The 11926-nt window shown below is 61.1% G+C and carries 12 protein-coding genes and 1 riboswitch; of the genes, 4 read left to right on the top strand and 8 right to left on the bottom strand.

The features are described from left to right. From AC2YI2_RS08860 to AC2YI2_RS08825, 8 genes are all read right to left on the bottom strand, one after another. Entirely contained in the window at window positions 1–312 is a 312-nt protein-coding gene (locus AC2YI2_RS08860) for a HigA family addiction module antitoxin (protein WP_487386099.1), read from the bottom strand. After that, on the bottom strand, window positions 312–593 hold the full coding sequence (locus AC2YI2_RS08855; protein WP_487386098.1) for a type II toxin-antitoxin system RelE/ParE family toxin: 282 nt from the start codon (window positions 591–593) through the stop codon (window positions 312–314). The genes AC2YI2_RS08860 and AC2YI2_RS08855 overlap by 1 nt, the downstream gene beginning before the upstream one ends. A 63-nt stretch (window positions 594–656) precedes the next feature. Continuing rightward, window positions 657–1706: a cobalamin biosynthesis protein CobW gene (gene cobW, locus AC2YI2_RS08850; RefSeq protein ID WP_487386097.1), complete on the bottom strand. Its 1050-nt coding sequence runs from the start codon at window positions 1704–1706 to the stop codon at window positions 657–659. 6 nt (window positions 1707–1712) lie between these two features. Continuing rightward, window positions 1713–2237, bottom strand: coding sequence for a bifunctional adenosylcobinamide kinase/adenosylcobinamide-phosphate guanylyltransferase (cobU, locus tag AC2YI2_RS08845; protein WP_487386096.1), 525 nt, complete (start codon window positions 2235–2237; stop codon window positions 1713–1715). Window position 2238: 1 nt separating this feature from the next. Continuing rightward, window positions 2239–2991 (bottom strand): CbtA family protein, encoded by a 753-nt coding sequence (locus tag AC2YI2_RS08840; RefSeq protein ID WP_487386095.1) that lies wholly within the window; start codon window positions 2989–2991, stop codon window positions 2239–2241. Between the two features lie 12 nt (window positions 2992–3003). Continuing rightward, window positions 3004–3192 carry a CbtB domain-containing protein gene (locus tag AC2YI2_RS08835; protein ID WP_487386094.1) on the bottom strand — a complete coding sequence of 63 codons (189 nt, stop codon included), beginning with the start codon at window positions 3190–3192 and terminating at the stop codon, window positions 3004–3006. A gap of 43 nt (window positions 3193–3235) precedes the next feature. Further along, window positions 3236–3609: riboswitch (cobalamin riboswitch) on the bottom strand. Window positions 3610–3723: 114 nt separating this feature from the next. After that, on the bottom strand, window positions 3724–5262 hold the full coding sequence (locus AC2YI2_RS08830) for a peptidoglycan-binding domain-containing protein (protein ID WP_487386093.1): 1539 nt from the start codon (window positions 5260–5262) through the stop codon (window positions 3724–3726). Between the two features lie 194 nt (window positions 5263–5456). Beyond that, a complete protein-coding gene (locus AC2YI2_RS08825; RefSeq protein ID WP_487386092.1) occupies window positions 5457–6917 on the bottom strand; it encodes a cobyric acid synthase in 1461 nt (486 codons plus the stop codon). 227 nt (window positions 6918–7144) lie between these two features. Between AC2YI2_RS08825 and AC2YI2_RS08820 the strand changes: the two genes are divergently transcribed. The 4 genes from AC2YI2_RS08820 (at window position 7145) to AC2YI2_RS08805 (ending at window position 11923) form a co-directional block, all read left to right on the top strand. After that, window positions 7145–7483 (top strand): hypothetical protein, encoded by a 339-nt coding sequence (locus tag AC2YI2_RS08820; RefSeq protein WP_487386091.1) that lies wholly within the window; start codon window positions 7145–7147, stop codon window positions 7481–7483. An 895-nt stretch (window positions 7484–8378) separates the two neighbouring features. Further along, entirely contained in the window at window positions 8379–9974 is a 1596-nt protein-coding gene (locus AC2YI2_RS08815; protein WP_487386090.1) for an ABC transporter substrate-binding protein, read from the top strand. Window positions 9975–10119: 145 nt separating this feature from the next. Next, the gene (locus AC2YI2_RS08810; RefSeq protein ID WP_487386089.1) at window positions 10120–11067 is read left to right on the top strand and encodes an ABC transporter permease; all 948 of its coding nucleotides are present in this window, start codon (window positions 10120–10122) and stop codon (window positions 11065–11067) included. A 13-nt stretch (window positions 11068–11080) separates the two neighbouring features. Next, window positions 11081–11923, top strand: coding sequence for an ABC transporter permease (locus AC2YI2_RS08805; protein ID WP_487386088.1), 843 nt, complete (start codon window positions 11081–11083; stop codon window positions 11921–11923). Window positions 11924–11926 lie beyond the last annotated feature (3 nt).

Raw genomic sequence — 11926 nt, 5'->3', positions numbered from 1 at the left:
TCAGGCGGCTTCGAGAGGCGTAATGGCCTTCAAAGTCTCAGCCTTTTCCACCGAAGCGATCTTGAAATCATAGCCCGTCTGCATCGACATCCACAGGTCCGGGCTCGTTCCGAAGAAGCGACCGAGTCTCAGTGCTGTATCGATCGTCACCGATGTCTCCTCGGCCACGAGCCGCTCGATGCGCGTGCGCGGAACACCCAGCCGCTTTGCGAGCGCGCCTGCGCTCAGCGCAAGCGGTTTGAGATATTCTTCCCGCAGGATTTCTCCGGGATGAATGGGCGGCAACTCCGCGTAGAACTTTTCTTTTTCCATCAGTGGTAATCCACGATCTCAACGTCATCTGGGCCAAGTTCGGTCCAACGAAAACAGATGCGCCACTGCGCATTGATCCTGATCGAATACTGGCCGTCGCGATCTGCCTTCAGTTTTTCAAGCCTGTTGCCCGGCGGAAATTTCAGATCCTCCAGCGACTTTGCATAATGGAGCACGGTCAACTTTCGTCGCGCCGATTGAAGCACGTCCGGCGGAAACCCCTTGGGCGATTTCCCGCCGGCGATATCCGCGCTTCGCTTGTCGCGATAGGCGACAATCAAATCCGCCTCCCGGCCAAGATACGAAAGCGACTAGGCGAAATGTATCATGCGACGATACAAATCTCAACCCAGCGCCTTCATCTCGCTCATGATCGCCACGTCGTCCATCTCGTCATGAAGGCCGATCACCACCAGCCGCGTGCCGCGCGCCTCGCCCGGCTGCCAGGCGCGGTCGAAATAGGTATCGACGCGCGAGCCGACAGCCTGGATCACCAGCCGCATCGGCTTGCCCTTCACCTCGGCAAAGCCCTTGAGGCGCAGGATATCGTGGCTGTCGATCACCGGCTTGAGCGCAGTGACGAAAGCGTTGGCGTCCTCAAGCGCGCCGAGTTCGACGATGAAGCTCTCGAACTCGTCGTGATCGTGATCATGCGGGGCGCCCTCGTGCTCCAGCTCATGATGCGACTTGCGAAGCTCGATATGGTCCTCGGTGCCGACGCCGAGGCCGAGCAGGACGGATGCCGGGAGCTCGCCGTTGCGGGCCTCGATCATGCGCGGCTTACGTGACGTCGCATTGGACACAATCTCGCGAACGGCTCTCAGGCCTGCTTCGTCGAGCAGGTCGGCCTTGTTGAGGATGATAAGGTCGGCGGCCATCAGCTGGTCCTCGAACAGCTCCTCGATCGGGCTCTCGTGGTCGAGGCCCTCGTCCTGAACCCGCTGGGCGTCGAGCGCGTCATGGTCATCGGCGAACCGGCCGGCGGCGACAGCGGCGCTATCCACCACGGTTATCACGCCGTCGACAGTGACGGCCGTCTTGATGCCCGGCCAGTTGAAGGCGGCCACCAGCGGCTGCGGCAGCGCCAGGCCCGACGTCTCGATCACGATATGATCGGGCTTCACGTCGCGGGCGAGCAGCTTTTCCATGGTCGGAATGAAGTCGTCGGCAACGGTGCAGCAGATGCAGCCGTTGTTGAGCTCGATGATGTCGTCCTCGGTGCAGGCCTCGGCGCCGCAGCCCTTGAGCACATCGCCGTCAACGCCGAGATCGCCGAATTCGTTGATGATCAGCGCGATCTTGCGGCCCTCGGCATTCATCAGCATGTTGCGGATCATCGTCGTCTTGCCCGCGCCGAGAAAGCCGGTGATCACGGTGGCCGGTATCTTCTGCATGGTGGCTTAACCCTTCATCTTGAGCGGCAATCCTGCCGCCACGAAATAGACGTCCGTCGCGCTTGCCGCGACCGCCTGGTGAAGCCGGCCGGAATGATCGCGAAAATCCCGCGCCATGCGGTTCTCCGGTACAATACCCAGTCCGACTTCATTGGAAACCAGGACGAGCTTGGCGCGCGCCCGGGGCAAATGCGCAGCAAGCCGCGCGAATTCCTCGGCCATCACCCGCTCTTCCATCATCAGGTTGGTGACCCAGAGCGTCAAGCAATCGACCAGTATCACATGGGCCGGATCATCGAGCGCTTCAAGCCGTCCGACGAGATCGACCGGCTCCTCATGCGTCTGCCAGCCCTCGCCGCGGTCCGCCTGATGACGTGTGATGCGCTCGCGCATCTCCTCATCCCAGGCGCGGCCGGTTGCCAGATAATGGCGCGAGAGGCCGGTCTCGGCGACCAGCCTCTCGGCAAAGGCGGATTTGCCGGAACGCGCCCCGCCGAGCACGAGGACGGCACCAGACGGAGCAGTTGTCATATCAGGCCGTCTTGACCCAGCGGTCATTGATGGCGCCCATCGCGAGCCCCAGCACAATCCAGAACAGCAGCCCGGCCGACAGCGTCGCGACCGCAAATTCGGCGGCCAGAATGGCCGGCACGTTGCTGGTGATATCGGTCGGCTGCGGTGCGCCGATCACATGCGGCACCAGCATCAGCACGACACCCGCCGCCTTCGCCACAGGCTCCTTGCGGAGCACGATGAGATAGAGCGAAGCGGCGGTCGCAATCACCGTCCCGATCCACCAGGCCTGCCGGTCGAACAGCTCTGCTGCCGGGAAGCCCGGAAGCTCCGGCGGCAGTCCGACAGACGGCATCAGGTGGAAAGTGAGCCACGCCGCCGCACCCCACAGTGCGCCGTTGGCGAGCGTCAGCGAGCGGCCGGTTACGACGACGGCAGCCATTAGCAGCAGCGAAAAGCCGGCGCCGGCAACAAGATTGGCCATCAGCGTGCCGGTAGTACGGCCGACGCCGAACAGCATGCCGCCCTCTTCTTCCTCGGCGGCAGCGGCAGGTGCTGCGGTCGTGGCCTCAGTCTTTGACTGCTGCGCTTGCGCAGCAGTCGCGATGGAAAGCTGGAGGCCACTCGTATGCTCATGGGCCGCCGGCGCTTCGCCCTCATATTTCTCGGCTTCGAGAATGAGCGGAATGACCTTCGCGTGCTGCACCACGGTCTGGAGCGCACCAGCGATCAGCCCGGCCACAAGCGCAGCCAGGAGATATTTGACGATCATGGGAGCCCCCTTTTAGTGGCAGGGGAAGCCATTGGCGTGGCGAACGTCGTGCGCGGTATCATGCAGCACGGACGAATGCGCAAAGCCAGCGCCGAAGATCAGGAACGAACCGAGCATGAGCGCAAGAACGCCCGCGACGAGACGATCCGAAAGAGAACCGGCCAGAGTAGTAGATTTGGTAGAAACTGCAGAATGAGCCATGACAACCTCCGTGCTGCTGGCAATGAAGACCTTTGGCGCGGAAGCGCCCCCGTTTCGTTTGGCAGGTCTCCTGGCTCGCGGGTAACGGCGTGTCGCCACGCCATCGCATCGCCCTCGCCTTCCCGAAGCTTGCTGGCCTTTGCGCGTGGGGGACGATTCGTAGAGTAAAGAGGCGTCCCGCCCCGTGTTGCCGCAATGGCCGCTTCAGTGACTTTTCGGCTCTTCCGTCTCACACCGCGCCGGACACGATGTCCTGGCTCACGATGCCAGCGCGAAAAAACCGCCGGGCTTCTGCTTATCCGCTCTACAGTCGCGGGGTCGGCCGGGATGAAAACGCCCTGATTGGGTCCATTCCTCCCATTCCCTTTTGATCCCTTGGGCTTACACCCGCTGGGAACCAAACGTTATCGATCATTAGAACCACCGCCGAACCAAGTCAATCGACATATCGACGCCCGCCTTGTCCGTTTGCGCCATCCAGGAATCAAAACGGGGCGCCGAAGCGCCCCGTCGAATGGCAATGAAACCCGATCAGCAACGGCGCTTCTTGCGGCAACCGCCGTTGAACCGCACCTTGACTTTCACGCGATTCTTGAACCGGTTCTTGAAGGGCTTGACCACAACAACCGCCGGACGACGTTTGACGATCAGCACCTTGTTGCGCGGACGGACCAGCACCCACTCGGTACGCGGACGTACGCGATGGACCCGGACCGGCACGCGACTCGCGAGCCAGCCCGCATAGGTCGCAGCCGAAGCAGCGAAGATCGCCTCCGTCTGGTCTTCGGAGAGGTAGCCGGTGACCGGCGCACCGTTGTCCTGCTGCCAGGAGGCGATCGCGTCGCGGCTGCGATTGCCGAACACGCCATCGGCGCCCTGGGTGTCGTAGCCGAGCGAGCTTAGGCGACCCTGGATTTCCGCCCTCGTTTCCTTGTCAAGCGTTGCATCCTCGACGTCCTCCGAGCCCTCGGTGAACTCCGTCTGCTGCTGGTCCTGAGCGTTCTGGTTCTGCTTCGTCTTCAGGCCGCCCATATTGGAATTGGCCTGCTGTTCCTCGGGGCCGCCCTGGTCTACGTCCTGCTGGGCCTGATCGTCGCTAGGCTGCTGCTCGACCTCCTGGCTAGCCTGCTGGTCATCGCTCTGGTTGTTGTTCTTCTGGCGCTTGCCGTCGTTCTTGGTTGCCGTGTCCTGCTGGTCGCCTTCCGAAATCGTCGGATCCGGCGTCTCGGCGGCAGCGAGCTGGGCAATACGCGCCTGGGCGATCGCGGCGAACTTGCCGTTCGGATAGACTTTTATATAGGCCTCGTATTCCGTGACCGTATTGCCGTCGGAAGCGGCCTTCCAGAGGGCATATTCCTGCTCCCAGTCGGCGCCCTGTCCCTGGTCGTTGGTCTGCGCCGTCTCGGTGCTGTTCGCTGCATCGGCTGGCGTCTCGTCGGACTGTGCCTGGTCCTCGGTCTGATCCTGCGCGTCATCGGACTGAGCCTGATCTTGAGCCTGATCTTGGGCCCCATCCTGCGCATCATCAGCCGGCGCGGTATTCTGCGTCTTCTTGATCGCGACATCCGTGTCCTGCTGGTCGTCGGCCGGAGCCGTCGCGGTCAGGTTCTCGATGCGGGTCTTGGCAACCTTGGCGAATTTCCCCTGCGGGAAATCCTTGAGATACTTCTTATAGTCCTCGAGCTTGCCGGACTTGGAAACCTGGCGCCACATTTCGAGGTCCTTGGTGCCGTCGCCTTCGGTCACATTCTTCGTCGTATCAGCCACGGCGGCGGTTTCGTCGCTGTTTGTCGTCTGCGCCGAGGCATTCAGCTCCTCGATACGACGCTTGGCGACGTTGGCGAATTTGCCGCCCGGATAAAGCCGGAGATACTTCTGGTAATCAGCGACCTTGCCACCCTTGTTGGAGGTCCGCCACAGTTCGAATTCCTTCTGCCAGCCGGAATCGCCGGGGGCCTCGGCGGCGGGCGCGCTCTGGGCGAAGGCCGGGGAAATACCAATGGGCGTTGCGACGATCGAGAAGCTGACGGCAGAGGCCATCAGTACGTTGAAATACTTGGGCAAGGACATATTTTCCCCCGTTTGTCTGAAATCTTTGTTTCAGTTGGGCTATGTTCGGATGTTCTAACAATAGCGCAATTGAAACAAAAAGCACGAGAAAAGACGCGATGCACGTCCGTTCAACGATCTCTACGTCTCATGCTGCGGATTTATTCAGCAACAACTTTATGGATCTTGAATGAACGGTTGCTGAATGGATCGTATCAGGCGGTGGCAAGAACGCCATCGAGCCAGTGCCCGTCGAGATGGGCCTCGAGCTCGGCCGCCACGCCATCCAGCGCCGCATCGACCGACTGCCTGTAGTCGCTGGCGCCGCCGCTGATGCCAAAGCTCTCGAGCAGCCGGGCGCGAAAACTGTTGCTGTCGAACAGCCGGTGAAGATAGGTTCCCGCAATTCGCCCGTCGCCCGACATAGCGCCATCCGGCCGACCCTCGATCTCGACATAGGGCCTCTGGTGATCAGGCCCCTCCGTTCGGCCGAGATGAATCTCATACCCTTGGAGGCTGGTATCATAGGCGAGCGAATGCGCCTTGGAATTGGCAAGCCGCTTCTCCGGCGCCATGATCGTCTCCACATCGAGCAGCCCCAGCCCCTCGACTTGCATGACGTCCCCTTCGGTGCCGTCAGGATCGCGAATCATGCGTCCCAGCATCTGGTAGCCGCCGCAGATGCCGATCACCCGGCCGCCGCGCCGCGCATGCGCCTTGATCTCCTGGTCCCATCCTTCCGCGCGCAGTGCCAGGAAATCTGAGATCGTCGCCTTCGACCCAGGCAGCACGACCAATCCCGCGTCATCGGGCATGCGCTCGCCAGACTTGACGAAAACCAGTTCGACCGAAGGCTCGCCGGCCAGTGCATCGAAATCGTCGAAATTGGCAATGCGCGGCATCACCGGCACGGCGATCTTCAGCGCCCGGCTTTCCCCTTTTGCCAGCCGTTCCAGCGTCACCGAATCCTCGGCCGGCAGCCGTGATGCGTGCTTCAGCCACGGCACCACGCCGAAACAAGGCCAGTCGGTGTATCCACCGATTGCAGTGATACCGTCGTCGAACAGGCTCACGTCGCCGCGGAATTTGTTGATGATATAACCGGACACCATCGCGCGGTCCTCTGGCGGCAGGATGAGATGCGTGCCCACGAGCGACGCAATCACGCCGCCACGATCGATGTCGCCAACCAGAACCACCGGCACATTGGCCGCCCGCGCAAAACCCATATTGGCGATGTCTCCTGCCCTGAGATTGATCTCGGCCGGCGAGCCCGCGCCTTCGACGATGACCAGATCCGCATCGGCCCCGACGATCTCGAAACTCTCCAGCACTTTGCCGAGCAGTTCCGGCTTGAGCCGTTGATAGTCCCGTGCCCTCGCCTGCCCGTAGACATGGCCCTGCACGATGATCTGACTGCCATTGTCCGTTTGCGGCTTGAGCAGCACTGGATTCATGTGGATCGAACTCGGCACCCGCGCCGCCATGGCCTGCAGCCACTGGGCGCGGCCGATCTCACCGCCGTCATCGCTCACCGCGGCATTGTTCGACATGTTTTGCGGCTTGAACGGCCGTACCTTCAGCCCGAGATTGGCGGCCAGCCGGCAGAGGCCCGCGACCAGCACGGTTTTGCCGACGTCCGAACCGGTTCCTTGCAACATGATGGCTCTGGCCATGCGCGCTCCCTTGATGCTTCGCACATGCCATCCGCATCGCCCGGGCGCAAGCGGCCAAGCCGGCCTTGCGCGACGCTTTCCGACGCCACAAACTTTCGCCGGCTAAATTTAACAGGCCTCCGCCCATTGCTTTAGCACACGCTGAATCGTAACATTTTTATGACAGACCGGCGATGCCGATTCCTATTTTTTCGGCGGACTCGCCGGCACAGCAGCCGGGGTTTCGCATGCCGAAGATTGCATCCCTCCTCATGCCTGCCTTCCTGATCTTGGCCGCTCCGGCGCAAGCCCAGCCGCTCTCGCCGCATGAAAAGGTGTCCGAGGTCTACAAATTCACGAGCCTCTGCCCGGCACTGAAGGTCGACCGCAAAGCGCTCGACAGGTTTGCCATGCTGAACGGCATCGACCTCACGCCCGGCTCCCGCGACGAGCGCTGGTTCCTCAAGCGAGCGGCCTACGACATGCGCAGGATCCCACGGCGCAATAGTGGCTATGTTTGCAAGCAGGGAATGACACGCTACGGTCCTGAGGGCGGCATCGCCAAGGGGCTGATGCTCACCAACTGACGCGATATCCAGAACCGGAAACAACCTCGCTCCTTCTTCGAGCGAGGGAATCGTCATGCCAGCGACACGGAAGTCTGAGAAAAAAAGTAAGCTCCGGTACGCAAGACCTGATCCGGAGACGGGGGATTTGCGTCCTCCGTGCCCAGACACTTACCGCGGACTTTGTTACCGGATCGTTATCGGGCGTAGACAAAGGTCAATTTAAATTTTTTTTGGGGCTAGACCAAAAAAAATGTTGTCGAACTGCGGCGACGCGGATTGGACAGAAAGAGTCAAAGCTCAGCCATGACAGCCCCCGGAAATTTTGCAGCAGCCTCCAATTCCGCATCCTTTGCGTCATCTTAGAACAGATAGTTCAATCACAGATAGAAACTCGGAGCGATTTCTCCGTTACTATCCGCCCAGCGGCGGGGCAACCGCCCGGACGGGGGTGTTGATTTATCTGAGATTAGCCGTAAGGTCGCCTCATAAGAAGACGGATATGTCGGTGACAGGGTTCCACCACAGTCCAAAAAAGCAATACCGCGGGGGCCGGCCGGGCTCCCGACCGGATGAGCTGGACCCTAACAAAAAAACAATAAGGGAACGTACCAGCGACTCCGGGCAACACGTCAGGCCCCGGTAGGCATGTCGTCATGTCTGCCGGATACAGGGGAATACTGGGATATTGGACGCGACCAAAATCTTGACGCGCTTCTTCGGCAGATGCCGGAGGGCCGTTTCGTCGTCCGGAACAGGCACTCTTCCTGATAGTGATCGGCTGCCATCGACCCTCGGGCCGAATGCAGGATTTTGTCTTGTTGACGGTATCGGGGGTTCGTGAAATCTTCGGTTTCAAGCTCAGGGGAACAATGCTGAGCATCGTCTTGAAGCATTAAGAAAAGGGAGACTGACAATGAGTGAATTCGAACACAAACTGCGCGAGGCAGAACAGATGGCCCGCAAGGGGAATCTGTCGCGCCGCGACTTCATGCAACTCGCCGCAGCAGCCGGTATCGCCATTCCGCTGGCGACCAGCATGTTCTCCAAGGCCCAGGCCCAGGAGCCCAAGAAGGGCGGCACTTTCCGCCTCGGCATGGAAGGCGGCTCGGCATCTGACTCGCTCGACCCGCGCACCTACGCCGACTCCGTCATGATCGCGGCTTCGCTGGCCATCATGAACGGCCTGGTCGAATTCGATTCCGACGGCAACCCGACCGGTGAACTGCTCGAGAGCTGGGACGTCCAGCCGGGCGCGCAGGATTGGGTCTTCAACGTTCGCCAGGGCATCAAGTTCTCGAACGGCAAGACGCTCGACGCCGACGACATCATCTACTCGATCGGGCTGCATCGCGGCGAGACCAAGTCTCCGGCCAAGGGCATCCTTGAGCAGATCGCCGAAATCAAGGCGATCTCCCCGAGCCAGATCGGCATCACGCTTTCAGCCGGTAACGCCGACTTCCCGGCCATCCTCGGCGACTACCACCTCATCGTTGTCCCGAAGGACCATTCCGACTGGGAAAACCCGATCGGTACCGGCGCCTATGTCATGGAAAGCTTCGAGCCCGGCGTGCGCATCGCGCTCAAGAACCGTGGCGACTACTGGAAAGAGGGTCGTGGTCACTTCGACGCCGTGGAAATCCTCTACATCCAGGATCCCGCGGCCCGCACAGCCGCGCTGCAGTCCGGCCAGGTCGATGCGGTCAACCGTCTCGACGCCCGTACCGTCGATCTCCTGATGAAGGATCCGAACGTCGCCGTCGTCCGCACCAAGGGCACCGGCAACCGCTTCTGCTTTGTCTCCCGCGTCACCGACGACCCATTCACCAACAAGGACCTGCGCCTTGCCCTGAAGTGGGGTATCGATCGCGAAAAGATCATCAAGCAGGTCTATAACGGCTACGCGATCCCGGGCAACGACCACACGCTCGACCCGTACAACCCCTACTACAACACCACGATGCCGCAGCGCACTTTTGACCCGGACAAGGCCGCTTTCCACTTCAAGAAGGCTGGTCTCGCAGCGGGCACCAAGATCGAACTGCAGACTTCGGAAGGCGCGTGGGGTTCGGCCGTCGATTGCGCCCAGATCTACCAGGAATCGCTCAAGGCAGGCGGCATCGACCTGACCGTCAACAAGGTCTCGGGCGACGGTTACTGGGACAACGTCTGGCTCAAGGTGCCGTTCTGCGCCGTCTACTGGGGCCGCCGTCCGACCGCCGACCAGACCTTCAGCCAGGTCTATGCATCCAACTCGGATTGGAACGACTCCAACTGGAAGGTTCCGGAATTCGACGCTCTCGTTGCCGAGGCTCGCATCGAACTCGACGACAACAAGCGCAAGGAAATCTATGGCAAGTGCCAGGAAATGATTTCCGAAGACGGCGGCATGATCTGCTTTGCGATCACCGACTACCTCGACGGCTACTCGCCGAAGGTTCAGGGCGTCAAGCCGCATGCGCGCTACGACATGGACGACAACCGCGTCGCCGAAAAGGCCTGGTTCGCCTGATCATAACTATTGGAGGGGCCGGTTCACCGGCCCTTCCTTCCTCGCTAGGGGTTTTGGGTGGTCGAGGGGGATGACGGAACTCGCGCCGCATTGCTGGCCCCAAGCATATTTCGGTAGGACCCGACAATAATAAGGGGACGACTCCATGCTTCGCCTGCTGGTGTCCCGGTTGATACTGGGATTGTTAACTCTCGTTGCCGTGAGCGTGCTTATTTTCGCCGCCACGGAAATTTTGCCAGGCGACGTTGCGAGTGCCGTTCTCGGCCAGGGTGCAACGCCTGAAACACTCGCAGCCTTTCGCGCCGAACTCGGCCTCGATCGGCCCGCTTATGTACGCTATCTCGACTGGGCGTGGGGTGTGCTCCACGGCGATCTCGGCGTAGCTCTGACAAACAAGCGTGACATTTTCAAGACGCTTTGGCCGCGCTTCGAGAACACGATCTTCCTGGCCGGCTTCGCTGCTGTGATCGCCGTGCCGCTTTCCGTGGGTCTCGGCATCCTCGCCGCGATCAACGAAGGCAAGTGGATCGACAAGGCCTCCAACATTGTGTCGCTGGCCTTCATCTCCGTCCCGGAATTCTTCATCGCCTATATCCTGATCCTCGTCTTCGCGGTGAAGCTGGCCTGGTTCCCGTCGCTGGCGACCGTCTACCAGTCGATGGGCTTCGGCACGCGCCTCTATGTCGCCGCCCTGCCCGCGGTCACTTTGACCATGCTGGTTGCCGCGCACATGCTGCGCATGACGCGATCCTCGGTGCTGTCGATCATGTCGCAGCCCTATATCGAGATGGCTTTCCTCAAGGGCCTGCCGCGCTCGCGCGTCATCGTCCATCACGCGCTCCCCAACGCCGCCGCACCCATCATCGCGGTCATCGCGCTCAACCTCGCCTACCTCATCGTCGGCGTCGTCGTCATCGAGGTGGTGTTCGTCTATCCCGGCGTCGGCCAGTATATGGTGGACGGCGTGTCGAAACGCGACCTGCCTGTCGTCCAGGCCTGCGGTCTCATCTTCGCCTCGGCCTTCATCATTCTCAATACGGTTGCGGACGTACTGAGCATCCTCGTCAATCCGCGCCTGCGCAGACCGAAGTGAGGAGGACAGCAAGATGAAAATTTTCGGACGCAAACCCACGATCTCTGCATGGGTCGGCATCGTCATCGTTGCCTTCTTCATCTTCATCGCCATCTTCGCACCCTGGATCGCGCCTTACAGCGAAGCGGAAACCGTCGGCGACACCTGGGCGCATTCGTCGGCCCAGTTCTGGATGGGCACCGACAATATCGGCCGCGACCTGCTGTCGCGCGTGCTCTACGGCGCCCGCACCACGATCGGCGTGGCACTTGCGACGACGATCCTGTCGTTTGCCATCGGCATGTGCGCGGGCCTGTTCGCCTCCATCGGCGGTCCGGTCGTCGATACGGTGCTGTCGCGCTTCGTCGATATCATGCTGTCGATCCCGCTCCTGGTCTTCGCGCTGATCATCCTTTCGATGTTCGGCTCGTCGATCCCGACACTGATCATCACCATCGCGATCCTCGACTCGACGCGCGTGTTTCGCTTAGCGCGGGCCGTCTCGATGAACGTCGCGGTGCTTGAATATGTCGAAGCCGCAAGACTTCGCGGCGAAGGCAACTGGTACATCATGCGCCGTGAGATTCTGCCGAACGTATTGCCGCCGATGATCTCGGAATTCGGCCTGCGCTTCTGCTTCAACTTCCTGTTCGTGGCGGGCCTGTCCTTCCTCGGAATGGGCATCCAGCCGCCGAATGCGGACTGGGGCGGCATGGTGCGCGAAAACGCTCGTGCCATCATGAACCCGATGAACCCCGGTCTCGCGCCGCTCTGGCCGGCCTCGATGATCGCGCTGATGACCATCGGCGTGAACCTCGTCGTCGACTGGATCCTGTCCATCAATGCCCGTCCGTCGGGCGCCTCGGCGGAGATGTAAGAC

It is taken from the genome of Rhizobium sp. SRI_017 (assembly GCF_057586295.1).
Note: the sequence above shows the minus strand (reverse complement) of the source record. Positions and strands in the feature narration are given on the sequence as shown.

Coding starts and splice junctions, on each gene's coding strand:
- AC2YI2_RS08860 (WP_487386099.1), bottom strand. CDS start 312: ATGGAAAAAGAAAAGTTCTACGCGGAGTTGCCGCCCATTCATCCCGGA.
- cobW (WP_487386097.1), bottom strand. CDS start 1,706: ATGCAGAAGATACCGGCCACCGTGATCACCGGCTTTCTCGGCGCGGGC.
- cobU (WP_487386096.1), bottom strand. CDS start 2,237: ATGACAACTGCTCCGTCTGGTGCCGTCCTCGTGCTCGGCGGGGCGCGT.
- AC2YI2_RS08840 (WP_487386095.1), bottom strand. CDS start 2,991: ATGATCGTCAAATATCTCCTGGCTGCGCTTGTGGCCGGGCTGATCGCT.
- AC2YI2_RS08835 (WP_487386094.1), bottom strand. CDS start 3,192: ATGGCTCATTCTGCAGTTTCTACCAAATCTACTACTCTGGCCGGTTCT.
- AC2YI2_RS08830 (WP_487386093.1), bottom strand. CDS start 5,262: ATGTCCTTGCCCAAGTATTTCAACGTACTGATGGCCTCTGCCGTCAGC.
- AC2YI2_RS08825 (WP_487386092.1), bottom strand. CDS start 6,917: ATGGCCAGAGCCATCATGTTGCAAGGAACCGGTTCGGACGTCGGCAAA.
- AC2YI2_RS08820 (WP_487386091.1), top strand. CDS start 7,145: ATGCCGAAGATTGCATCCCTCCTCATGCCTGCCTTCCTGATCTTGGCC.
- AC2YI2_RS08815 (WP_487386090.1), top strand. CDS start 8,379: ATGAGTGAATTCGAACACAAACTGCGCGAGGCAGAACAGATGGCCCGC.
- AC2YI2_RS08810 (WP_487386089.1), top strand. CDS start 10,120: ATGCTTCGCCTGCTGGTGTCCCGGTTGATACTGGGATTGTTAACTCTC.
- AC2YI2_RS08805 (WP_487386088.1), top strand. CDS start 11,081: ATGAAAATTTTCGGACGCAAACCCACGATCTCTGCATGGGTCGGCATC.